General features: G+C 33.8%; 19 protein-coding genes. 7 read left to right on the forward strand and 12 right to left on the reverse strand.

Annotated features, from left to right (window positions below; genetic code table 11):
* The first annotated feature begins 43 nt into the window (after positions 1 to 43).
* The 4 genes from D2V08_RS15640 to D2V08_RS15655 are packed head-to-tail and all read left to right on the forward strand — an operon-like array spanning position 44 to position 4,816.
* On the forward strand, positions 44 to 1,117 hold the full coding sequence (locus D2V08_RS15640) for a GNAT family N-acetyltransferase (protein ID WP_119609238.1): 1,074 nt from the start codon (positions 44 to 46) through the stop codon (positions 1,115 to 1,117).
* A complete protein-coding gene (locus D2V08_RS15645) occupies positions 1,117 to 2,373 on the forward strand; it encodes a GNAT family N-acetyltransferase (protein ID WP_119609240.1) in 1,257 nt (418 codons plus the stop codon). Before D2V08_RS15640 ends, D2V08_RS15645 begins: the two co-directional genes overlap by 1 nt.
* A 36-nt stretch (positions 2,374 to 2,409) precedes the next feature.
* Positions 2,410 to 3,858, forward strand: a complete 1,449-nt coding sequence (locus D2V08_RS15650) for an MBOAT family O-acyltransferase (RefSeq protein ID WP_119609242.1) — start codon at positions 2,410 to 2,412, stop codon at positions 3,856 to 3,858.
* A gap of 1 nt (position 3,859) precedes the next feature.
* Positions 3,860 to 4,816, forward strand: a complete 957-nt coding sequence (locus D2V08_RS15655) for a hypothetical protein (protein WP_119609244.1) — start codon at positions 3,860 to 3,862, stop codon at positions 4,814 to 4,816.
* Between the two features lie 88 nt (positions 4,817 to 4,904).
* Here the strand turns inward: D2V08_RS15655 and D2V08_RS15660 are convergent, their stop codons facing one another.
* The 3 genes from D2V08_RS15660 to D2V08_RS15670 all read right to left on the reverse strand — a co-directional run bounded on the left by D2V08_RS15660 (position 4,905) and on the right by D2V08_RS15670 (position 7,871).
* Positions 4,905 to 5,540, reverse strand: a complete 636-nt coding sequence (locus D2V08_RS15660; protein WP_119609246.1) for a sugar transferase — start codon at positions 5,538 to 5,540, stop codon at positions 4,905 to 4,907.
* A 239-nt stretch (positions 5,541 to 5,779) separates the two neighbouring features.
* Complete coding sequence (locus D2V08_RS15665; RefSeq protein WP_119609247.1) at positions 5,780 to 6,967, reverse strand: glycosyltransferase family 4 protein; 1,188 nt, start codon at positions 6,965 to 6,967, stop codon at positions 5,780 to 5,782.
* 34 nt (positions 6,968 to 7,001) lie between these two features.
* Positions 7,002 to 7,871, reverse strand: coding sequence for a glycosyltransferase family 2 protein (locus D2V08_RS15670; protein WP_119609249.1), 870 nt, complete (start codon positions 7,869 to 7,871; stop codon positions 7,002 to 7,004).
* Positions 7,872 to 8,287: 416 nt separating this feature from the next.
* Here D2V08_RS15670 and D2V08_RS15675 point away from each other — a divergent pair, with 416 nt between their 5' ends.
* The gene (locus tag D2V08_RS15675) at positions 8,288 to 8,662 is read left to right on the forward strand and encodes a hypothetical protein (RefSeq protein ID WP_119609251.1); all 375 of its coding nucleotides are present in this window, start codon (positions 8,288 to 8,290) and stop codon (positions 8,660 to 8,662) included.
* Positions 8,663 to 8,696: 34 nt separating this feature from the next.
* Here D2V08_RS15675 and D2V08_RS15680 read toward each other — a convergent pair whose 3' ends face one another.
* Positions 8,697 to 9,326, reverse strand: coding sequence for a formyltransferase family protein (locus D2V08_RS15680; protein WP_182835579.1), 630 nt, complete (start codon positions 9,324 to 9,326; stop codon positions 8,697 to 8,699).
* Positions 9,327 to 10,011: 685 nt separating this feature from the next.
* Here D2V08_RS15680 and D2V08_RS15685 point away from each other — a divergent pair.
* On the forward strand, positions 10,012 to 11,145 hold the full coding sequence (locus D2V08_RS15685; protein WP_119609255.1) for a glycosyltransferase family 4 protein: 1,134 nt from the start codon (positions 10,012 to 10,014) through the stop codon (positions 11,143 to 11,145).
* Entirely contained in the window at positions 11,138 to 12,394 is a 1,257-nt protein-coding gene (locus D2V08_RS15690) for a hypothetical protein (protein WP_119609257.1), read from the forward strand. The genes D2V08_RS15685 and D2V08_RS15690 overlap by 8 nt, the downstream gene beginning before the upstream one ends.
* Before the next feature lie 74 nt (positions 12,395 to 12,468).
* On the opposite strand, the gene D2V08_RS15695 is transcribed toward D2V08_RS15690, so the two are convergent.
* The 8 genes from D2V08_RS15695 to D2V08_RS15730 form a co-directional block, all read right to left on the reverse strand.
* On the reverse strand, positions 12,469 to 13,665 hold the full coding sequence (locus tag D2V08_RS15695) for an O-antigen ligase family protein (RefSeq protein WP_119609259.1): 1,197 nt from the start codon (positions 13,663 to 13,665) through the stop codon (positions 12,469 to 12,471).
* 235 nt (positions 13,666 to 13,900) lie between these two features.
* Positions 13,901 to 15,061 (reverse strand): glycosyltransferase, encoded by a 1,161-nt coding sequence (locus tag D2V08_RS15700; protein ID WP_119609261.1) that lies wholly within the window; start codon positions 15,059 to 15,061, stop codon positions 13,901 to 13,903.
* Between the two features lie 57 nt (positions 15,062 to 15,118).
* Complete coding sequence (locus tag D2V08_RS15705; protein ID WP_119609262.1) at positions 15,119 to 16,171, reverse strand: GDP-L-fucose synthase family protein; 1,053 nt, start codon at positions 16,169 to 16,171, stop codon at positions 15,119 to 15,121.
* A complete protein-coding gene (gene gmd, locus D2V08_RS15710; RefSeq protein WP_119609264.1) occupies positions 16,172 to 17,287 on the reverse strand; it encodes a GDP-mannose 4,6-dehydratase in 1,116 nt (371 codons plus the stop codon). It lies immediately after the preceding gene.
* Between the two features lie 318 nt (positions 17,288 to 17,605).
* Complete coding sequence (locus tag D2V08_RS15715; protein WP_262696723.1) at positions 17,606 to 18,937, reverse strand: flippase; 1,332 nt, start codon at positions 18,935 to 18,937, stop codon at positions 17,606 to 17,608.
* A gap of 429 nt (positions 18,938 to 19,366) precedes the next feature.
* A complete protein-coding gene (locus tag D2V08_RS15720; RefSeq protein WP_119609268.1) occupies positions 19,367 to 21,475 on the reverse strand; it encodes a hypothetical protein in 2,109 nt (702 codons plus the stop codon).
* A 588-nt stretch (positions 21,476 to 22,063) separates the two neighbouring features.
* Entirely contained in the window at positions 22,064 to 23,338 is a 1,275-nt protein-coding gene (locus D2V08_RS15725; RefSeq protein WP_119609270.1) for a nucleotide sugar dehydrogenase, read from the reverse strand.
* Positions 23,339 to 23,346: 8 nt separating this feature from the next.
* Positions 23,347 to 24,684, reverse strand: coding sequence for a UDP-glucose dehydrogenase family protein (locus D2V08_RS15730; protein WP_119609272.1), 1,338 nt, complete (start codon positions 24,682 to 24,684; stop codon positions 23,347 to 23,349).
* Positions 24,685 to 24,690: the final 6 nt, after the last annotated feature.

Raw genomic sequence — 24,690 nt, forward strand, 5'->3', positions numbered from 1 at the left:
ATTTGTAATTAACAAAAACGAAAATTTTCAATTTTGATAAATTATGTTGGTAATTAGAGATAGAGCGAATTGGAATTCAGTGGTTGAATGTTGTGAGCAATCTGATTTCTACCATACATACGATTATCATATGTTATCCAAAAATGAAGATGAAGAGCCGATTTTGATAAAGTATGAATATGGAAAGGTATTGATAGCCATTCCTTTGCTAATAAGAAAAATAGCGGGTACCCACTATAATGATGCAACCTCGGTATACGGCTATTGTGGACCAATCACCAATAAGAATGTCAATAGTGGATTTGACAACAAAGATTTTAAGCACAGGTTGAATGTGTTACTAAGGAAAAATAAGATTATTTCGGTGTTTTCCAGATTGCACCCTTTTATTTTAAACCAGAACTTGATTCTAAATGGAATCGGAAAAATCGTATCAAATGGGGATGTAGTGAACATTGATATAACCCAAAGTTTAGAATCTCAGAGACAACAGTATAATAGAAGACTTAAATCCTATGTTAACAAGGCCAAAACACTTTATAGGATAGAAAAGGGTAAGTGTGATAAAACTGTGGATTCATTTATTGAAATTTATTATGAAAATATGAAAAGGGTTGGAGCTAAACCTCATTACTTTTTTAAACGGGAGTATTTCATAAATTTTCTTAATAGCCCACAAATAAATGCTAACCTTATGTTGGCGATTGACAAGGAAACAGAGGAAATAGTGGGTGGGGCAATCTTCACAAAAACAAATGGAATCGTTCAATATCATTTATCCGGAGCCAAGGAAGAATATTTAAAAATTAACCCGATCAAATTTTTAATAGACTTTGTCAGAGTTCAATCAACGGAAGAAGGCAATCAGAAGTATTTTAATTTGGGCGGTGGTTTAGGAGGCAGCAATAATGACTCGCTATTTAGATTTAAATCTGGTTTTTCCAAAGACTTTAGAGATTTTAGTCTTTGGAAATATATAGTGGATGAAGATGAATATTGGAAATTGGTAAATGAAAGAATATATGATAAAGAACTAATTAAGGAAGAATATGGGGAATCTTCCTTCTTTCCATTATATCGTTTAGACGCTCCGAAACCTCCTAAAGCAATTATATAATGATTGACAACCCTTTCAATTCTGAAATCTTCAAGAATATTTGGCTTAAACATTTCAATGAGGGAAACGAACCATTTACTATTAAAAGTATTATCGGAGCAGATTTTTATAAGTCTCGATTTCCAGGGTTATGGGTTAATGTTGGAAGAACCCATACCAAAGGTGTTTATTACGAATTTGAAGAAAAAAATAAACGACTGAGTGGGAAAAGCTGTCTTATTTTTGACGTTCCAACATATTTTGATTGCCCAAGTACCAAAGGTGGCGGCAGAGCTGTGAAAAGAGTAAGACAGTACCCGGGCTTTTTAATTGAATTGGAGAAGTTTGCTGACTTAGCCGGCTTCATGAAAGAACAATTTGGTAAAAGCAGTAGGTATAAGCTTAAGAAATACCGGAAAAAACTGGAGCAGAGTTTTGATATTAATGTCAAAATGTACACCGGTAATATGGATAAGTCCGAATACGACCATATTTTTGATTGCTTTAGAGAACTATTGGAAAAACGATTTTCCGATAAGGAAGAGTATAATAACAATCTCGATGCGCAAGAATGGGGTTTCTTTAAGGAAGTTGTCTACCCAATGCTGCTAAATCAGCAAGCTGGTCTATTCGTTATATTTGATGATAAAAAACCAATTGCGGTAACTCTAAATTATTTTTCAAAAGATATCATATTTGATGCGATAACCGTGTTTGATATTGATTATTTCAAATTTCATCTGGGCTCGGTCAATATTATGTACCTTATTGATTGGGGTATTACAAATAGGTTTTCCATATTGGATTTTTCCAAGGGTTATTTTGATTATAAAACCCGATGGTGTACAAAAAAATATGATTTTGAATATCATTTGGTTTACGATAAAACTTCAATAAAGTCAACAACTATTGCCATTCTTTTACAAAAATATTTTCGGCTTAAACAATATTTGAGAGAAAAGGACATTAATAAACTTAAAAACCGGATTCATTTCTTGTTTTCAAAAAAAGAACCTCAAACAAAAAATCTTAGTCCGAATTACAATACTAAGTTTGAAGAATTTGATAATAAAGAACTTGAATTGGAACACATCCCTGAATATGGTCCGAAAATCAATAAAATAGTTTTTGAGTTTTTGTATTTGTTTGGGGAACGATCAAAAGAAGTTAAACTTTTTCGGGTATTAGAAGATGATAATTTATTGGTATTAAAAGGCAAGAATAACACCAAAATTATTGCTTTGAATGAAAAAGTTGAAAATATTTTAAAACCTTAATTGCAAGTGCAATTCAAATTGATATAACAAACTTCCATGCTCTTCAATTCTATTGATTTTGCTGTTTTTCTACCTATAGTCCTTACAATTTTCTGGATATTGAATCGATATGCAGGATTGGTCACCAGGAATTTTTTCTTGTTGATTGCCAGTTATATATTTTACGGTTGGTGGGATTACCGTTTTCTTTCTTTAATAGTTCTTTCAACGCTTGTTGATTATTTTGTTGGGAGGTATATGGGAAAGGTAATCGATGCAAAGTTGAGAAAAAGACTACTTTGGTTAAGCGTTTCTTTTAATCTAGGGCTTTTAGGATTCTTTAAATACTATAATTTTTTTGTTGATTCCTTTGTTGATTCCTTCTCTTTATTTGGAATTCAACTTGGACAGGTATGGACATTGGAGATTCTGCTGCCGGTAGGTATTTCTTTCTATACATTTCAAACCATGTCATACACCCTGGACATCTACCGTAAACAACTTGAGCCCACTAATGATTTCATATCCTTCGCAGCCTATGTAGCCTTCTTTCCTCAATTAGTGGCGGGACCCATTGAAAGAGCGTCCCATTTGTTGCCACAATTGATGAAAAAGGGCAAATTTACCTATGGTCAGGCTTCGGATGGATTAAAACTTATCTTATGGGGCTTGTTTAAAAAAATGGTGATTGCAGATTCGTTGGCACCAATAGTCGATGATATTTTTTCCAATTATTCCGAATATTCCGCACCAACACTTATTATGGGGGCAATATTTTTTGGTTTTCAAATTTATGGTGATTTTTCGGGATACTCAGATATAGCCATAGGTACTTCCAAGCTTTTTGGTGTGGAATTAATGTCAAACTTTAAGTTTCCATATTTCTCGAGAAACATTGGAGAATTTTGGAGGAGGTGGCACATCTCGCTCTCTTTATGGTTTCGGGACTATCTTTATATCCCTTTGGGAGGTTCCAAGAATGGGAAAACCCAAGCCTTAAGAAACATTTTTATTATTTTCTTAGTGAGCGGATTATGGCATGGTGCCAATTGGACATTTGTATTTTGGGGTTTGTTCAATGCGATTCTATTTGTGCCCTCGTTCCTTATGGGAAGTAACAGAAAATATGCCGATAAGGGTACTGCGGCCTTTGGTACCCCAATAAAGGATTATCTACAAATGCTCTTAACCTTTATATTGGTAACATTTGGATGGATTTTTTTTAGAAGTTCCAGTTTACAGGAAGCTTTTAAATACATCGGAGGAATTTTAGCCAAATGGAATTATGAACCATACTTTCATCCGCAAGGATATAGATTGATTGATTACTTTTTGATTATTGGAATATTTGTATGTTATGAATTTTTAATATCTGACAACGAACGTAAACCATTCAATTTTAAATCTCGCATTGTTCGATTCACCATTTATACACTTGTGGTATTTGGTATATTATTGTTTTATGATGATGGTGTAGATAGGTCCTTTATTTATTTTCAATTTTGATATGATAAAATTACTTGGAAAAATTCTGTTATATGGAGTTCTTGTTCTAATAGCCTTGGAAATCTTGGTTAGGGTTTTTCATTTATATCCCGAAGACCCTCCTAGGTTTATCGATGAATTAAATGTGGAGAAACGGGTTCCCGGATATACGGGTTACAGCGTAACAGGTAATAGAAGGCAGAACTTTTCAGAGTTTAGGATAAACAAACAAGGTTTTAATTCTTACCGCAATTTTAATCCAAGCGAATCAAAAAATGAACTCGCTCTAATTGGGGATTCATTTATTCAGGGTTTTCATGAAGAATATGATCAATCTATAGGCAAAAAAATAGATCAGAAGGTAGACGGACTTGAAGTTTACGAATATGGTTATGCTGGATGGGATATGGCCGATCAATTGCACCTTATCAACGCTTATAAGCAAGATTTTGAGAAAATTGACCATATTGTTATCTATATGGATTATCCTTCCGATTTCCATAGAGCAACATACGAACCCAATTATAAAAGAATCAAACTGTTAAATTCAACTGTATTTAAGTTAAGGAATAACATCAAGTTGTTTTATTATGCTTCAGAAATAGGAATGCTCGATTCGGTAAAGAGATTTGTTTCCGGAAAAACCAAGGATTCTGACAATGAAGCGGAAGAAGATATAGTGGATAGCAACGAAAAAGATGAAGCTGCGGGAACTTATATTTCTAATTTTGATAGCTTGTTAAAGTTATACCCGATTGAAAAGAACAAAACAAGTTTTCTATTGGATTTTAGGACAACCCCTAAAGAGTTTTTATCCTATTGCAGAGAAAACAATATTAAAGTAATTGATTTTGGAAAACTATTTGAAAAATCTAAGGTTCCTGTCACCCTAATTTATGATCAGCATTGGAATACGCACGGTAGAAGTTTGGTTGCTAAGAGTATAGTAAAAAGCTTGTATCCACATCAGGAACATTAAGGTTAAAGTAAAATACTGGTTATATAATCTTATTAATCTTATTGTTCACAAAATTGGGATTATAAGAAACTAACACACTTGTTGTTTATCAAGAGGTACTGTTTGTACCCTTTTGAAGATTCTTTTTATACGTTGCGAAATCTACCATATGGGAGTTTGGATCTACAACAATATCTTCCTGTTTAATAACTTTAAAAAAAGTCATTTTTAAAATTTTAAAATCAAGTGCCAATGATTTGTTTTTAACATACTCAATATCTTTTGCCATTCGTTTATCCCATGTTAAATGGTTTCTTCCAGATACTTGTGCTAATCCTGTAATGCCAGGCCTAACAGAGTGTCTCAATTTTTCCTCATCGGAATAATAGGGTAAATAATAATCCAATAGTGGTCGTGGTCCAACGAAGCTCATATCCCCTTTAATTATATTCACAAGTTGTGGTAATTCATCTATTGACAACTTTCTAACAATTTTACCAAGTTTTGTCAAGCGATCTTTGTCGGGTAAAAGGTTTCCGTCATGATCTTTTTTGCTGTTCATTGTTTTGAGTTTTACAATTTTGAAAAGCTTTTCATGCAGTCCGGGTCGTTTTTGGAGAAAAAATGGGCTCTCCTTAAAAGAGACAAATAAGGCAATTGATGTGATAATGATTACGGGGGATGATATAATAAGTAAAGACAAGGCAAAAACGAAATCCAGAAGCCTTTTTATAAACTTGTACATTGTAAGGTTATTATACTTTGACACCCAAAGTAGTTAATTGGAATTTTTGATTAAAAATATTTCAATTTTATGATGCTATTGAAAAAATTCGATTTAATACCCCACTATCGGATAAACATGAAAACATTAATTGCTTTCGTAATTCTTAAATGAGTCTTTATAACCAATTATCCTTTGAAGATGACATATTAAAAAACTCAGTATTGTTTTGCTGCTTTAATGGTTTCAAAGAAAATAAATTACTTGAGTTTTTCAACCATGGCACTAAATTTCTCACATAGAATGGACTTGTCATACATGTTTTCCGCAAGTTTTCTTGAATTTTCACCAAATTCATCACTTATTTTCTCATTTTCCTTTAAAAACATGATGCCTTCAGCTAATTCTAGTGGTTTGGTCGGGTCTACATATATACCACAACGGTGTTCTTCTACCATTTGCTTTGTCCATCCCGGAGAATTTACAATAATGGGTTTTCCTGCCGAAAGGGAATCAAATAATTTATTTGGTGAGTTTGTAGTTAAAATGGGTAAGTTGGTAAATGTGACAAGGGATACATCAGATATGTTTACAATTTCGGAAAGGCGGTCCATAGGCATTTTTCCATAAAACTTAGTGTTTTGAATATTTTCTTCTTCACACCTTTTCTTCAAAAGTGATTCCATGTAACCCCAACCAAAGAACATGAATTCAACATTATGCTCAGTTCCAAGTAGTTTTATGCCATCAAGTATATAATCCATACCGTTGGCCAATCCCATAGCCCCAAAATAGATTACTTTAAAAGAATCTTTTTTTAAGCCTAATTCCTTTATAACCGATTCGTTTTTTTTTCGCGGCCAAAATTTATCAATTTTAGACATGTTGGGTATCATACTTACCTTATTTTCGGGAATGCCGGTTTTTATTACACCATCGAACATCCCTGGTGAAAGTGCAACTATGTGCTTGGCGTTTTGGTAAATCTTTTTTTCAAACAGGCGCAATAGTTTTATGGCAAACTTATTTTTTATCCCTCCCATCTGGATTGGTACTTCTGGCCAAAGATCTCTTACTTCAAAAATATATGGGATTCCTCTTAGTTTTTTTGCAACTAAGGCAGGAAATCCAACGGTTAATGGTGTTGAGGTAGCAATTACCAAGTCGAAGCCCTTGCTTTTTATTACATACCATGAGGATAGTAGCATAAACCTTAAAAATGCAATTATTCTTTTAAATACACCCATTTTATTGTCATAAGGGATGTTCAAGTATATAACATTGATTCCATCAATGGTCTCCCTTTTTTTATTTAGACTTGCCCTATTGGTTGTCAGCATGGTAACATTGTGTCCCTTTTTTTTCAACTCTTGGCTGATCCAATAGGATCTTGTGCCACCAGCTTCACTTGGTGTTACAAAATATTGGTGGATATATAGAATATTCATTTTTTGTAAAAATAATGGTCTGAAATGTATAAGATTAACGACTGGTCATGGTTGCTACATAAATTTTAGGAAAAAGGACTTTAACCCAACCTACGATAAAGAAAAAAGGATATCGGACTGGAAAAAACTTTCTCATGAATCGCAACCTAGATTTAAAGGCAATACCTGTGGGGCTATATAGGTAGTCTATTCGCTCTTTCAAGCTCTTTTTATCAAAGTTGTGGTACATACCTTTATGGTCATTTGTACAATATCCACAATATTGAGTAGCAACCAGTACTGGCATTCCTTTCTTCTTACTCTTGAGAGTGTAATCAAAATCAGCTGCACCATGGGCGTAGCCATCGGACAGAATCCCCACCTTTTCAACTACATTTTTACTGACCATCATAATGTTGGCATTACCCAAATCACATTCATGAATATTGCCGTCGGGTTTTATTTTGGAAAATGTATATTTTAATTTACTGATTATTACAGCGCCACCATAACTTATTTCTTGAGTTTCGGAATCTTTGGTTGACCCTACATAAACACCTCCCATTCCATATTTGTCTAAACATTTATGATGTGTATCGAAAATCACATCAAAAAAATCATCAAACAAAATTGTATCATCATTCAACAAAAGATAAAAGTCAAAGTCTTTTTTTATGGCTTCTTTCCATGAATTAATCATTCCATTTGCCCAAAAAAGATTTCCATCACCCTTAAGAATTACTGTGTCTGGAAATTGACTTGCAACAGCTTCCGATGTTCCGTCTGTAGATCCATCGTCAGTTAAATAAACGGTGACATCTATTTTTTGATTTGAAGCTTGGGTGGCTGTCTTAAGAGATTTAAGGGAGCTTAGGGTCTTTTCTTTTCTATTGTGGCATGTTAGTAGCACAGCAATTCGATACATGTCTTTGTAGTTATGTTGATTGGGGTTATACACACAAAATTATAGGATACAAAATTATGTCATAATACTGCTAAGGGGAATAAAAATCGATGTATAACTAAATTATGCGCCCAGCGAAGAAAGAAATTTTATTCAGATCTGATTATGCATACCCTACATATTGTATTAAAAATAAAAATATAATAAAAAGGGAGGGAATATTGTTATGGTATTTGATTGTAATTATTTTTTAATGAAACAACATGAGAAAATTCGATATTTGACAAGAATTAGTTAGCCTTACAATTCTGAATTTATGAGGTCATATTAATTCAGAATGAATAGTATTGAATATAGTTGATTATTAATTTGAACAATAATGCTAATCAACAGAACATGATTTCATTAATGATAAATTTTTCTAACATCCATTAAAAATGCAAAAAGAAGCAAAAAAAGAATTTCTAGGTAAGCTTTATATTCTTTTTAAGAGATCTGATAAAACTTATGCGAGTTATATACAGAACAATAAGCAATTTTTATTTGCCAAAATACTTAAAAAATGCAATGACAATATATTACAACTTTTGGTTGAAAATAGTCACTTACTATCGGATGAGCTAATAAAGGATTCTATGGAACTAATTTTTCATTTGGACATATGGATTGAAAAGTGGAACTATTTTGAAATTAAGCAAAAGCCTAAAATTGAAGATAGTTTTGTTTTTGAAAATGAGCATACATTTCCACACAATGCTGTACAAAATTTAAAGGAGGAGTTTCTGGCAATACGAAGTGCTGGAGGATTGTAACTAAAAACTCTTCATTGTAAAAGCTCAGAACAAATTATTTTTTAAGATAAAAACGCTTTTCGTCAAGTATAATGAAAACCGGATAATCGGGATGGTGAAAGGATCGAATCCTCTTGGCAATTTCTTTTTTATCCATGTCAAATTTAATTTCCCTGTGCTCCTCAACTTCTTTGAGCTTTCTTTTTTTCTCCGACCATTTTACGCCTTCGTTTTCTTTTATTTTTTGATGAACATACTCATTTCCAAAAGCGGAGAGATTTAAAATTAAATCTGTTAATTGATTATATAATTTTTGATGTGTAGTTTTTAAGACATTTTCCAATGTTTGTGATTGTAATAATGGGAATGTTTCATAATCAATGATTTTGCCACTATCCACTTTTTCTTCCATTAAATGTGTAGTAACTCCAAAATAATTCTCTTCATTATAAAAAGCAAAATTAATGCACCCGGAGCCTGGATAAGCAGGGGGGCCTGGATGTAAATTTATAGCAAAGTATTTTGGCTTTTCAATCAGTTGTTTTGGCAAGATAAACCAACTTCTAAAACATATTATGTAGTCACACTCAAATAACTCAATGTCTTTGGGAAGTTTTCCGCCTTTTCCTTGGTTAAATACTACTTTAAGGGTATAGCCTAAATCTAGCATTAGGTTTATTCCCATTTTGGAAAATTCACAGTTTTCCCTGCAAAAAAACAGTATCGTCTTATTATTCGGTGTTTTTGGTTGAAAGTCTTGAACCATATTTTTTGAATGGATAAAGTAAGTGTTGGGTATTTAAGTAGCTACAGGTTTTTTATTTGAGAAAACCCATAAAAATTGTTAATTATTATAAAGATATAATTGAGCCAATATAATCAAAAAAAGACTAAAGGTCCTAAATGAAAGCCTTAACAAGAAGTCGATAATCTTCACTTTATCTCTTAAATAAAGTGCCGACAAATTAGTTTGGGCAATAACATTTTTATTTTGATAGTCAGGCAAAATTGAGATATCATACATTTCTCTACCTTTAATATAATTGATTTTATCTGGTTGAAATTATAATTAAAGTGTTTAGAAGGGAATAAAAATCGATGTATAACTAATTTATGCGCTTAAGGTATGACCTATAGTGTAATTTACAAATTTGATAATTGTTAGAGCCAATAATATAAGAGGTAATTTATGGCTTGATTACTGTGGCGGTTTTTAAGTTCTATAAAGCTTAAATCCAGAAAAAATGACACTATACTTTTACCTAATCGACATTTAAAATTCAACTGAAAAAAGGGTGCTTTTATCGTTTTTTAAACTATCGAGACTATATTATTGAGCTCATTGGTTAAGTTTGTCAAAACTTTTTTAAATGAGTAATAAGACAATACTGCACCTCAACTCATATTACATAGACAATCATCTTTACTCTCAATTGTATTCTAAGTTAGACGCTTTTATAAACCAAAAAGTATACATTCCTATTAAACTGAACAGGAAACCTGAGAATATAGTCGACCTTGATAATACTAAGTTGTTTTTTGATAAGCAGATAAAACCTTTTCATAAATACAATTATTTCGGCAAGATCAATTTTTTGTACAAAAGACTTATTAATCAGGGATTACATACCAATATTGATTTTGTACATGCCCATAACTTATTCACAGATGGCGCTTTGGCCTATAAGATCAATAAGTCATTCAAAGTGCCATACATTGTAACCGTGAGGTTAACTGACATTACATTGCAGTATAAATATATGTATCATAGAAGGGCAAGTATCAACAAAGTTCTTAAAAATGCGGAAAGAATTATATTTATTTCTCCAATTTATAGAAATAGACTTTTCTCCATGATGCCCAAGAAACTAGTTAAGAAGCTTGCAAAAAAAACGCTGATTATTCCAAACGGCATTAATGACATTTGGTTAAACAACCCTTTTCCTGAAAGAAGCAATGCGCAACGAAAAATGGTGAACTTAATTTATGTTGGGCAAATAATGAAATTAAAAAACATTAAGGAACTTATTGCCGCCATTGATCTTTTGAATAATAAAGGAGAATCCATAAAGTATAATTTGAATGTAGTTGGAGGTCAAAATCATAATGAACCAGAGTACTTTCAAGAATTTCTTAAGTTGGTCGACAGCTATGATTGGTTAGAATATAAAGGTAAAATCAAGGATGCATCCAAACTGATGGAGCTTTATAGAAATGCTGATGTTTTTACCATGCCATCAAAACCTGAATTATTTGGACTTGTGTACATAGAGGCGCTGTCTCAAGGTTTACCTATAATATATTCTAAAGGGGAAGGAATCGACGGTTTTTTTGAAGAGCTACCTGTTGGGCAATCCGTTGATCCAAAAAATATTGAATCGATAGCGGAGGGTATAGAGCAAGTTGCCAGCACAAATTATAAAGGCCTTAATAAAGCTATTTTACCATTCGATTGGAACAACCTCATAAAAGAGTATTTGAAATTCTACCACCAAGATGAATAAAATTGAAAAATTTGTTTACGATACGTTAAAGCATAATCCTAAGATAAAAATCAAGGTCAGGAACCTATATCAATCTTTTTATGATGCACTGCCGAATAAAAAGGATTATTCTTTAAACCCTATACAAGCTAAAGAAGGTTATTTTTTTGGGTTTCACGACGTATCACCCTTTTCCTATGACGATACTAAAATACTTGCCAACAAACTGACCATACCCCTAAGGATGCCAAATAAAAAAGATGCCCTAGAAGTTGGTTATTTTGATATAAAAAACGGAAAGTTTGGAGAGTATACAAAAATAGGGGAATCTAGAGCTTGGAATTATCATAAAGGTTGTAGGCTACAATGGGCAGGAGAGAATCATGTTATTTTCAACGATGCAGAAGGAGGGAAATTAGTTTCGCGGTTATACAATATAAAAAAAGGAACCACCAAAACAATTCCGTTTCCAATTGATACGGCTTCACAATGTGGAAAGTTTGCTACTTCATTCAGCTACGGTAGACTGGAAATGACTATGCCTGGTTACGGATATGACTATGAAGATGAGTCTTTTAAAGATATAAAGATTACAGAGGAGACAGGACTCTTTATCGGGAGCTTGGAAGATGGAACCCGAGAATTAGTGGTTAATTTACAAGAACTGAACGATAAAGGGGGGGTGGCACAATATTTTATTGAAGATGCACATCAATATGTTACACATTCATTGTTCTCGCCAGACGGTAGGTATGTTTCCTTTCTGTATCGTGCCACTGTTGTAGAGGATATCATGAAACGATGGACTCAATTGGTTGTTTATGACCGTGAGACCAAAAAACTCCATTTTAGTCCAACCAATGAGATGGTGTCTCACTATGTGTGGAACAGCAAAAATCAGATTATAGCCTATAGCAGAATAGGGGAAAAGGATAGTCATGTGTTATTTGAAGAACCTACTTTGCAGAAACATAGGAGAGTTGCCTACCCTCAATTAAACTCTGATGGTCATCAAAGTTTTATATCCGACAACATTTTTGTGACCGACACCTATCCGGACAAGCACAGGGTGGCAAAATTGTATAAGGTAGGTATTGAAAGTAATGAGGTCACCTTATTGGCTTCGGTTAATTCTTTCAAGAAATTCCAATCCAGGCCTTATAAACATTGGTGTTGTGATTTGCATCCTAGAATGAACCGTAAAGGCGACATGGTCTGTTTTGATTCCGTTCATACAGGTGAGCGGGCATTGTGTGCAATGGAAGTTTAAATCAAGTAATATTCTAAAAAGCCCCCTTTACAGAGCTACCTTCTATTCAAAGTCATTGTGGTTTGTCTAAAATGTTAATCGGAGGTATACTCCATTACCTGTTTATTTCTGTATTCGTTAATGAAACCTTGTGTGAGGCAAAAGAATATGAAAAGTTGAAACAAAGGGGAGTCGAAAACAGGCTCTACAAAAAACTGCAGAAAAATTATAATATTGAAAATCAATATTGTAGCATTTAAGAAAAAAGCATCTTTGTTGACTTTTAAGGCTTTGATAATGTTTTTTAATGAAAAGAAAGTAAATATTGTGATTAAAAACATAGATATTACAGTTCCAGTTCTAGCTGTATCAAGCCACATATTATGGGAATAGCCAAATTCATTGATAGACCATCCAAAGGGTTTTTTAAAAAGGTTTTCAATTGATTTTGACCATAGCTCGGTTCTTCCACCCGCACTTCCTGCATTGTCACTTTCTTGTAAACGTCTTCCCAAAGATGAAAGATACTCTGCATCTAAATCAATGCTTATATAATTGACCCCCAGGAATATTAAGATTGCCAATACCGCTATGAATTTAAGGTTTGATATCGCATTTTGACTCTTTAAACGATAGGTGATTCCAACAAAAACACCTATAATGGCCAATACAATTTGTGTGCGGCTCCCCAGTCTAAATATACAGAGGAGGGATATAATAAAAATGATGATTAGAAGTAGTTTGGACCAAAGCGATAGGTTTTTCTTTGATACTATCAATAACCCTGGAATAGACATATTAAATACGAAATAAGCCCCCATGGCGGTGGCCAATCTTTCCCTACCACTCCAAAAGTCTCCTATTGTTCTGCCAACTTGAACAAACCCTCCTTCAATTATATTAAAACCTACAGATAAAATAGCAGTTACCGAATAAATAATACCTATAAAAATTAATATTTGGGCCAACACCTTGGAATCCATCTTTTTTGGCACCATTCTTTTCCCTAACAGATAAAAAGTATGAGGAGAAGTGGCATATATAATCAACCATTGATTGCCTTGGTTCATATCCAAAAAGTAAAATGAAGCATAAACTAAAGAGAAGATTAAAAGAATAAAATAGGTTTTGTCCAAGGTTTTAAAAGAGAATCCTTTTCCAAAATAGGCAAAAACGAAAAGTAAATACCCGATTACAAATCCCTTATCATACGGATTCAAAAGGTATAGTATGATTAGTGTGAAAGGGATTATACCTATTAACTTTATTGTTTTAAGCAATGAATCGTTCATTGAATTATTGGTTTTATCAAGGTAAAGAAGAATTAATATTAAAGTATTAATAGTCAATAATTTAACTTGAATAAAAATCTATCGAAATGGCGGTTGGGTCAATAACTTTATGGATGTTTAATTTAGCAATTTCACCAATTTCATTTAAAAAATCAATTCAATGGCCAGTGTTTTTTAATTGATTGTTATTTCGGAACTTATTCGTAAATGTACTTTTTTATAATGGTTGAAAATCTCACATAATTTTAAAAAGTGAGAAGATTTTTCTAATTAAGTGCCTACAGTAGTTCCAAACAACCTGTAAAGCATTTTTTGGAGAAATATACTTATGATTATAGATTATGGCACGTGTTGCATCTTTTTTATGAATGTTTTTAGCATCAGACTCTGTATCATAAAGAAATAACTCATTACCTGGCATCTTAAAAAATATATTGGCATCAATAGGTTTTATTGATTTAGAAAACGATTGAACAATCTTATAATCTAAAATTTTAGATGTCAACAGGTACTTGCGATGGATATCCTTGTTTCCGTATAAATCAATAGTGATATCCTCTCTTTTTAGGTTCAACTGCTGATGTAGTAGCATATTTTCGTAAAATGCATCATAAACGCTAATACTCCGATTTAGTTTAGAAAAATTATAATCTTTTTTAACAGAACATAAGACTGGAACTTGGTATATGGTACTGTCGCTTAGCATATGAGTACCTGCATCACTGAAATTAGTTGATAGAGCAACCCTAGGGTATAAGAAGAATTTGTCTTTGGAAATTAGATAGGCTATATAATATTTCAACCAAGACTTTTCGGACCACCTGCGCACATAATTCGGGACTTCAACATTGTTATCTAAATTATGACCAAGGTCATACCACGCCTTAAAACCTTTCCACTGATTGGCACTCCAAGCCTGACCCCAAGATGAGGCATATTGTAAATACCAGTTGTCAAAGCCATCCTCCAAAGGAGAAAAATTCTCCTTGGAATGAACATTTAACTGTTGGTTATACAGAGAGATACCTCCGATTTTGTCATCTGATTCACAAAATTTAAGTGCACTTATAGTGTAATTATAAAAGTTGGGAGATACTAGCAAATCATCTTCTAATATTATGACTGAGCCATATTCTTGACTAAGATCGCCACATTTTATAATGTGCTTTCTTAAGCCCAAGTTTTCTTCATGGTATACCACGGTTTTTTTTCCATGTTCCCAAGAAAAGTCATTTGCTATTTCCAGAACATGGTTATTATTGTCAGCAAAATCTATGCTAATGATAAGTTCTATATTGGAATTAGGGTAGTTCGCTTTTTTCAATGAATTAAGTAGCCTAGCTAAAGATTTTTCACGATCGTAGGCCACAACAACAATTGGAGTATTGAAATTCATTTGTTGAATTAATTGATGTTTCTAAATAGGAATTTGAGTAATGTTTGGACAATTGAACTAGCCATGGTTTAACAAATACCATTGATATAGCTTCTGAATCCCTGTTTTTAAATCCACTTTATGTTTCCAACCAAGCGATTTCAATTTACTTACATCGGTCAATTTCTTAAGGGTTCCATCGGGTTTCTCAGTATTAAACATCAATTCACCCTCGTACCCCACAATATCTTTAACCAGATATGCCAAATCTTTGATTGAGATATCTTCACCTGTTCCTATGTTAATATGGGTGTTTCTTATCTCTTTGGAATTCTTTGGAAAGGTATCTGTAAAGTCACGGTTTTCCATCAAAAAAACACAGGCATCCGCCATGTCCTCGCTCCATAAAAATTCTCTCATGGGGTTTCCGCTACCCCATATTTCAACAGCTGTTTTTGTAATGCCAAAATTATTGAGGTGAGTTTCTGCTTCTTGAATATCGGTTAAATTCAAATCTGCCAACAAATCATTTTTCAAGCCTGAAGACCATAATTTCCCTAAATACATTTTTCGAATCAGCGCTGGCAGCACATGGGATTTTTCCAAGTCAAAATTATCATTGGGACCATATAGGTTGGTTGGCATGACGGAAATAAAATTGGTTCCATACTGCAAATTATAGCTTTCACACATCTTTATACCTGCAATTTTCGCTATGGCATAGGGTTCATTGGTATATTCAAGAATACCAGTGAGCAGGTAATCCTCTTTCATCGGCTGAGGACAGGTTTTTGGATAGATACAGGTGCTGCCCAAAAACAATAGTTTCTTAACTCCATTTAAATAGGACTGATGAATGACATTGTTCTGTATCATCAGATTTTCATAAATAAAATCAGCTCGGTAGGTATTGTTTGCAACGATTCCTCCAACTTTTGCCGCAGCCAAAATAACGTACTCCGGTTTTTCATCTGAAAAGAACTGAGCTACTTCATCACCATTTGTCAAATCAAGTTCGGAGTGGGTTTTATGGACAATGTTATGGTACCCTTTACTTTTTAAGTTTTGTACAATTGCGCTTCCCACCAGACCTCGATGTCCAGCTACATATATTTTAGAACTCTTCTTCATTTATTCAAAATAGTTGAGAACTTTGTACCCTCCTTTTTTTAAATATTGATCTTTTTGCATCAATATCAAATCGCTTTGCATCATATCCTTGATCAAACCGTTCAGGTCATATTCAGGTACCCAGCCCAATTTGTTCTTAGCTTTGGATGGATCACCTATCAATAGGTCAACTTCCGTGGGTCTAAAATATGTAGAATCCACAGCAAGCACTTCCTTACCTATTTCCAATTGGTAGTCTGGATTATTACAAGCCTTTACATATGCTTTTTCATCAACTCCTTTTCCTTTAAACTCAAGTTCAATACCAACTTCTGCAAAGCTCATTCGAACAAAATCCCTAACGGGTGTGGTTTTGCCCGTTGCAATTACCCAATCCTCGGGTTCATCTGCTTGAAGAATCATCCACATCATTCTTACATAATCCTTTGCATGTCCCCAGTCTCTTTGAGCATCAAGATTTCCAAGGTATAATTTGTCCTGCAACCCCAAAGCAATCCTGGAGGTAGCACGAGTAATCTTTCTTGTCACAAATGTTTCTCCTCGTACAGGAGATTCATGATTAAACAAAATTCCATTACAAGCATACATATTATATGCCTCACGGTAGTTTACGGTAATCCAATAGGCATACATTTTGGCTACAGCATAAGGACTTCGAGGATAAAAAGGAGTGGTTTCCGATTGAGGTACCTCTTGGACTTTTCCATAGAGCTCCGATGTGGATGCTTGATATACCCTGGTCTTGTTGGTCAGACCCAAAAGTCGAACAGCTTCCAATACCCTCAAAGTTCCCAAACCATCGGCATTACCAGTATATTCGGGAGTTTCAAAGGAAACCTGAACATGGCTCATAGCCGCTAAGTTATAAATTTCATCAGGCTGTATTTCTTGAATTATACGAATTAAATTCGTGCTATCTGTCATATCGCCATAATGCAAGATGAAATTACGATTTTCAAGATGCGGGTCTTGATACAAGTGATCTATTCGATCCGTGTTAAATAGTGATGAACGCCTTTTAAGACCGTGTACTATGTAGCCTTTTTTTAATAAAAATTCGCTCAAATATGCTCCGTCTTGGCCTGTGACGCCTGTAATTAATGCTGTTTTTGCCACTTTTTAAATTTTATTTACAAATATGTTTTTTTAATCAATACTGATTGTATTTATTCTACAAATGGTGTAATTCTTGGTTGGATTACCTACTTTGGCAAGGCTTTTTAAAGGTTAATGGATTTTTTTAGTGCTAAATCTTATTTTGGCGGGATCATAGTAATAAACCCCTTGATATATTGCTGTAATCAGAATTGATTTAAATGGTTCTGTTTGGTTTAGCATAGAACACATTTCTATTAGTTGTTTCATGGGCAAAGTTAATTTTTTTTGTTTAAAGTCTAGGGTATTTTACTTATTCAGCTGTATTGTAATTCCAACTTATCTCCGTAATATTTTATTGAAAAAACTTATAAAGAGTAATGATTGAATCATCATATAGAAAGATTCACGTGTTTTGGAAAAAAAAGCGGGAGCCAAAACTGATGCTACAAACTGAGATATTAAAGTAGCATAAGCAGCACCGGCAATGCCCAACTTAGGAATCATTATAATATTCAATATAATATTTGTTATCATCCCGAAACCCAAACATATGGTTTGATAAACCTGTAAATTTTCGCTTATAAACCACCTACGATTTGCTACTCCTAAGAAAACAAAAACGCCTGCCCATATATGTATTTTTAAAACGAATGCAGTTTGATCAAAATCAGAACCATACAAAAATTGAATTCCCCAATCTGCGAATAACAGCACTGGAATAATAACGGCAATTCCTAAAAATACCATCAAATCGTATAAATTGCTCAAACGTTCCTTATATAGTTCAATACTTTTTGTCTTGGCATTTAATATTGCGGGAAAAACTGAGGTGCAAATAATCATTGGAATAAAATACCATGCCTCACTTAACCGAACAGCCGCGGCATATTGTCCCACTGCAGCATTGCTAATTAATTCTTTTATCATTATTTGATCGATTTTCATATAAATCGAAATAACAATGCCACTAAGTATCAAAGGCCATGAATCTTTTAAAAGAGCTTTTGCGGTAGCTCTTTTGAATGTCCATTTTTTTAATCGATTGCTTGATTTTATATAATAATAAATTTGCCCCAATGCTAAGAAGAGAGTGTCAAAGACCAAAATGTAAACAAAGAAAATAAGTGAAGCCTGTTGCCATATACCATAAATTTTGAGCAGAGAAGAAATAGTGATACCCAAAAATGCGGGAATGGCATTGAACTTACTTTTTACTTGACTATTAAAAAAACTGGTTATTACGTTAAAACTGTGCAGAAAAGTTGTAAATCCAACTATTAAAATAATTTTATTGGTCAATGGTTTGTTATTGTTCAATAAAACAAAACAAATCAAGGATACCATAATAAAGCAAGAACCAAAAGTTTGCAACCAAAATGAAGTACCCATTAATTCATAATGCTTTTCTTTTGATTTTAATAATTCTCTCACCAAAATATCTGTTAGTCCTAAAGAGGAAAAGGCAGTAAATAAACCAACAAAACTCTGGGCATAACTAAAAGTTCCAAAATCCTCTGGTCCCAGATAGCGAGTCACCATTACACCCACTGTTAATGCAATTGCCAGGCGGAATATCCTTTCCCCCATTAACCATGAGGTGTTTTTAAAATACTTGATGAATCCAGATTTGTTCTTCAGAAGTCTTGACTTTGAGGTGTTTGGTTGCAATTGAATAAAAGGTTTTTGTTATGGATTGAAAAAACAAAACATAAGTGAATTTTTTTCATGAGGCATTTTAAAATTTTCAAAAGTTGATACGTACTTAACGATTTTCACGTGTATCTCCCTTTTTGATATATTAAATAATATACAATTAGTGTTTGCCTACTTCTTTGGTGTTCAGTATGCTAATTATTAACCTTTTTTGATAGAAAAAATTGTAACAATAAGGTAAATTCAAAAAAATGTTTTTAAAAAAAATCAATATTGACCAACGCCCATCTCTATCTTATTTTTTTACTTTCTTTTGGACCTCAATCTACAAAAATACTTAAACCCAAAAATCCCGATACAAATTTATATCGGGATTTTTGGGTTATTATAAAATTACACTGATTTAAAAAAAGAAAGATTTATTCTCTGATTTTAACAAATGCATTAATTCACTGTAATCGGCGTAGATTCATCACCCATACTATTTTGAATTAAAACACCTGAATTTCCAGTCACGCTTATTGCGCCAGTCCCAACACGACCAGTTAGATTACAATCTATTACAGTATTTGTTGAATCAAAATCACCATTATAGCCAGGTTGACCAGTTTGAATAAAATTAGAGGTGTAATCTCCAGTATAGTTTACATTTACATTTTCAAAACTCAAATTCTTCATATTAACACCTAAACTTCTAAAGGCGCCTCCAAACAAACTCCCTGCGTCGTATGTTTGATTAATGTTTATGGACACGTCCTTAAAGGAGTAACTTTCACTATTTCCTGTAAACCCTAGCATACGGAAAACACCATAATGACCATTTAAATATCTATCTACATCAAAATCAATAGCTACATTTTCAAAGATAAAACCACCATTAACTGGAGCATAAACGGTAGGTAACCTTACAATCAAGTTTTTTAATGCGTTGTTTCTAAAAATAACTGTGTTGCTCAAGTCTCCTTCATATAAACCATCTTGAACGTCTGTTGAACCAAAAGTGACCATCCTGTATAAGCTAATATGGTCGGCTTCAAAAATATTGTTTTCTATCAAACAATTTGTTGCATCATGAATACCAAAGGCGGCATTCTCTGCTTCCCCTACAATTTTAACCGTGTTTCCTGTTACATTTACATTTTGTATGTTTTGTCCTTGATGCAGTGTGAAAACCTGAATTTGAGCAGCTTGTGCGTTTCGAAACATTGGTGCAGTGGACTTGCTTTCAAAATAATTATTAGTGATGTCAACATTACTTAAATTAACTTTTAGGGCTCTGCGTTCAGATCCAATAAAATTGTTGTTATCAATTACCCAGCTTTGTCCATTGCTTGCATGTTGGTATGTTCCTGCATATCCATATGTATGAGTGTTTGAAAAAGCTTCAGCGTCATCACCATAAATGTTGCTAAAGGTGTTGCCTCTGTATACATGCTGGCCCGTATTTGCCGTGGCTACGGTGCAATATATTCCTTTGGCAAAACCATAAGGTACATTGGCAATCTTTCCATCAGAAGCAGCGCCAATATTAGCTATTGTGCTATTAAGAATTTGTCCACCTTTGAAATTATTCTCCACTTCAATAAGAAAAGCCATTCCCCTTGCTCGTGCTCCAGGAGGGGCAAAATAATTGTGAATGTTTACATTTTGAAAATCGTATGAAGCAACCCCTCTAAGATAAAAACATCTGCTAGCTATGTCTTGACCATCAAATTCACCATTAGTAATTTTTAAGTCAATATCCCTAATTTGAAAAAGATATTGTTTGGCACATATTCCATCATTTGAGTGACAAAGGTTAGATTCACTAGTTGTTCTGACAGTCGAATTGTTCATGTCCCAGTCAAACGTACCATTCCTCATATGAATCGTAGATTCTTCATTTTTAATATAAACCGAACCTGTTTGACCTATGGCATATTCTACTTGCATCATTAGGGTAACCAAAGCATTGTCATCCGCAATTGAATCTGAACCGTCTGCACCGAATATTTCCGGGCTTAACCTAGACTTGTTATATACGCCATTAAATGTTGTACTACTTGTGAATAACTGTTTGAAGGTATTTACAATAAAAGCACCATTTAAATTAACGTTACTACCATTTATGACTCCTCCTGCTGATTCAATAGTCAGGTTTGAAGCAAAAGTACAATTGCTACAATCAAAGGAAGTTTCAATAACCGCCTTATGGTTTGCATATGCAGGGTCGCTTATTTCTGCTGAAGATTTAGGATAAAAGGTTCCTATGATTTCATTTGGTTTACTAACAAATGGGTCGGGAACCGTTGAGGATTGATTATTGGAACTTTGACTGTTATCATTTGAACTGGAATCGTTATCTGAGTTTATATCATCCTGAGGTTGCTCAACTGCTGGTTCGTCTTCTTCAATCACATATTCATCAAATAAATCACTATCCTTGGAACAGGAAAGAAAAAAAATAAAGATGCAAGAAATGATTGTTGAAATCATTCGATTATTAATGGGGTTAATCATAAGGTAAGATTTTTTTAAAAATGTGGGGCAATCTTTTAAAATTTTAAAATTCAAAAAAATCGTTTAAATGCTTATTTTTTAGGTTTAAATGCATATCCAACGACAACAAACTTACGGATGTATCTAATTTTTAGACGTTTCAACGATCTATTTTTCGATGAAATGCACGATTTTAACATATATTAAAATAATGATTGATCAAAAAAGCTCACTATTAGGTAATCAATATTTTGGATCTTTATTATGTATGGGTTGTTATTTTAAAGAAAAAGTGAGTCCGAGAAATGGCACTTTTTATGGTAGTGAAACGGCAAAGTTTTGAAGAAGTTATTTTTTAGTTTACCGGAGATTCCAAAAATTATCCATGCATGTAAGAAAACTTGAACCCGTTAAAGCAATTTATCGTTAACCAAATAAATAGTAAGATCTGATATTGCGGAACCGAACTGTTAGGAGTGGTTCAAAGGTTCAAATGAGTAGGTATAATAAAAAAAGAGCCTCACAAGGAGGCTCCGACAATGGTTTTGAGTATTTTTTGATATAACATGAACTATTCTACTTTAAAATAATTGAACTATTGTTTTTTTTAGAAAAGTAATAATTCGAATTTTTTTAAAAGCAATAATTTATTGGATGGACAGCTTAAAGTTTTCTATCGGCATAATCCAGAACACCCTTAACATCATAAATAAGAGATTTCTCGTGCTTATTGTTGTTTAGATCAAGGCTTAAAAATTCTTTATGTGAGACACAGAGTACAATAACATCATAATGGCATTTGGGTAGTTTGTTCAATAAATTAAGATTATATTCTCTTTGAACTTCTTCCTTTGATGCCCAAGGGTCATATATATCAACATTTATTCCATAACTAATGAGGTTGTTAATTACGTCAACAGCTTTTGTATTTCTAACATCAGGACAGTTTTCCTTGAAAGTAATTCCCAAAGCAAGTACGGAACTATTCTTCACCTTCATATCGTTTTGAACCATTAATTTAACCACTTCAGAAGCTACGTAATTACCCATGCCATCATTCATACGTCTACCGGCCAATATTATTTCCGGATGGTAACCAAAAGCTTGTGCTTTCTGAGCAAGATAGTATGGGTCAACGCCAATGCAATGTCCCCCAACGAGGCCAGGTTTAAAGGGAAGAAAGTTCCACTTAGTGCCAGCCGCCTTTAAAACCTCATTGGTATCAACATCCATAAGGTTGAAAATTTTCGCAAGTTCATTTACAAAAGCGATATTAATGTCTCGTTGAGAGTTTTCAATTACCTTAGCTGCTTCGGCAACTTTAATGGTTGGAGCCAAGTGTGTTCCGGCTGATATTACAGAGGCATATAGTTCATCTACTTTTTTACCGGTTTTTGGGGTAGAACCAGATGTTACTTTTAGTATTTTATCTACAGTATGTTCTTTGTCACCGGGATTAATTCTTTCTGGTGAATACCCTACATAAAAATCTTTATTAAAAATTAAACCGCTAACTTTTTCAAGTACAGGGACACATTCTTCTTCTGTAGCACCAGGATAAACCGTCGATTCATAAATTACAATGTCTCCTTTTTTCAAGACTTTCCCAACAGTCTCACTTGCCTTGTACAGTGGAGTGAGTATTGGTCGGTTTGTTGCGTCAACAGGTGTAGGCACTGTAATGATGAAATAATTACAACCTAATAAATCATCCAGATTGTTTGAACAATAAAGACCTTTTTCTTCAGATGGGTTTTCCTTTAAGACTGACTGCAAAACTTCGTCTTCTACCTCTAAGGTGCTATCCGTACCTGATTGTAGTTCCTGGATCCGCTCTCGATTTATATCAAAACCTACAATGGAATATTTTGTTGCAAACAATCTGGCCAATGGTAGCCCTACATATCCAAGGCCGATAACAGCAATTTTTGTTTCCATATCAGATTTTAAAGTTTAGTTTTTTTTCCAATCTGATGATATTCAAACCCCATAGCATTTAGTTTTAAATCATTATATTGGTTTCTACCATCGAAAATTACGGGGCTTTTCAGCTGTTTTTTGAGTTCACCAAAATCAGGAGCTCTAAACTCCTTCCATTCTGTTAATAAAATCATTGCATTGGCATTTTCCAACGCGGCATATTTAGCTGCAAAGTAATTCACATTGGGCGTACCCTTTAGATAAAAATGTTCTGCTTCCTCCATTGCTTTTGGGTCATAGGCATTAACGGTCGCCCCTCTTTTTGTTAGTTCTTTAATGATGTATATGGCAGGAGCTTCGCGCATATCATCTGTCCCTGGTTTAAAAGCTAGGCCCCAAACGGCAAATGTTTTATCACTTAAATCTTCTCCATATTTGGCAATCACTTTTTTTGCAATCACAAATTTTTGTTCATCATTAACATCTTCAACGGATTTTACGAGTCTTGGAGAATAACCATGCTCTTCTGCTGTTTTCTTTAGTGCCTTTACATCTTTTGGAAAACAAGAACCACCATACCCACTACCCGGGTAAATAAAACTATACCCTATACGGCTATCGGAACCTATACCAATTCTTACTTTGTTGACATCTGCATCAACTAACTCACAGATATTGGCTATCTCATTCATAAAGGAAATTTTTGTAGCCAACATTGCATTGGCTACATACTTTGTCATTTCGGCTGACCTCACATCCATAGTTATCAAGCGATCCATGCTACTCCTAAAAAAGGGAGAATAAAGCGAGCGCATAATTGTTGTGGCAGCTTCATCATCAGAACCGATAACCACTCGGTCTGGCTTCATAAAATCATTAATGGCATCACCTTCTTTAAGAAATTCAGGATTTGATACGACATGAAATTCTATATCGGAATTTCTTTTTTTCAATTCACCATTTATTGTAGCCCTAACTTTGTCTGCCGTACCAACGGGAACGGTAGACTTATCTACAACAATCAAAGGAGTTGTCATGTATTTCCCTATGTCGGCTGCTACTTGTAGTACATATTTAAGGTCGGCAGAACCGTCTTCTCCCATAGGAGTACCCACAGCAATAAAAGCGACATCGCAATTTTCTAAATTTTTGCTAATATCTGTACTGAACAAAAGTGTTTTGTTCTCAATATTACGTTGAACCATAGCCTCTAGTCCAGGTTCATATATAGGGATAATTCCCTGTTCAAGATTTTCTATTTTTTTGGCATCAACGTCAATACATGTTACCGTATTTCCCATTTCCGCGAAACAGGTCCCGCTTACCAAACCAACATATCCTGTTCCAATAACAGTTAATTTCATTTGATT

This window comes from Flagellimonas lutimaris (genome assembly GCF_003581615.1).
Taxonomy (GTDB): Bacteria; Bacteroidota; Bacteroidia; order Flavobacteriales; family Flavobacteriaceae; genus Flagellimonas; species Flagellimonas lutimaris.

Bases quoted from the DNA above. Each gene is read 5' to 3' on its own strand.
- D2V08_RS15725 (WP_119609270.1), bottom strand. From the start codon at position 23,338: ATGGAAACAAAAATTGCTGTTATCGGCCTTGGATATGTAGGGCTACCA.
- D2V08_RS15700 (WP_119609261.1), bottom strand. From the start codon at position 15,061: ATGAATTTCAATACTCCAATTGTTGTTGTGGCCTACGATCGTGAAAAA.
- D2V08_RS15670 (WP_119609249.1), bottom strand. From the start codon at position 7,871: ATGTATCGAATTGCTGTGCTACTAACATGCCACAATAGAAAAGAAAAG.
- D2V08_RS15650 (WP_119609242.1), top strand. From the start codon at position 2,410: ATGCTCTTCAATTCTATTGATTTTGCTGTTTTTCTACCTATAGTCCTT.
- D2V08_RS15675 (WP_119609251.1), top strand. From the start codon at position 8,288: ATGCAAAAAGAAGCAAAAAAAGAATTTCTAGGTAAGCTTTATATTCTT.
- D2V08_RS15640 (WP_119609238.1), top strand. From the start codon at position 44: ATGTTGGTAATTAGAGATAGAGCGAATTGGAATTCAGTGGTTGAATGT.
- D2V08_RS15730 (WP_119609272.1), bottom strand. From the start codon at position 24,684: ATGAAATTAACTGTTATTGGAACAGGATATGTTGGTTTGGTAAGCGGG.
- D2V08_RS15655 (WP_119609244.1), top strand. From the start codon at position 3,860: ATGATAAAATTACTTGGAAAAATTCTGTTATATGGAGTTCTTGTTCTA.
- D2V08_RS15685 (WP_119609255.1), top strand. From the start codon at position 10,012: ATGAGTAATAAGACAATACTGCACCTCAACTCATATTACATAGACAAT.
- D2V08_RS15705 (WP_119609262.1), bottom strand. From the start codon at position 16,171: ATGAAGAAGAGTTCTAAAATATATGTAGCTGGACATCGAGGTCTGGTG.
- D2V08_RS15665 (WP_119609247.1), bottom strand. From the start codon at position 6,967: ATGAATATTCTATATATCCACCAATATTTTGTAACACCAAGTGAAGCT.
- D2V08_RS15645 (WP_119609240.1), top strand. From the start codon at position 1,117: ATGATTGACAACCCTTTCAATTCTGAAATCTTCAAGAATATTTGGCTT.
- D2V08_RS15680 (WP_182835579.1), bottom strand. From the start codon at position 9,326: ATGGGAATAAACCTAATGCTAGATTTAGGCTATACCCTTAAAGTAGTA.
- D2V08_RS15660 (WP_119609246.1), bottom strand. From the start codon at position 5,540: ATGTACAAGTTTATAAAAAGGCTTCTGGATTTCGTTTTTGCCTTGTCT.
- D2V08_RS15695 (WP_119609259.1), bottom strand. From the start codon at position 13,665: ATGAACGATTCATTGCTTAAAACAATAAAGTTAATAGGTATAATCCCT.
- D2V08_RS15690 (WP_119609257.1), top strand. From the start codon at position 11,138: ATGAATAAAATTGAAAAATTTGTTTACGATACGTTAAAGCATAATCCT.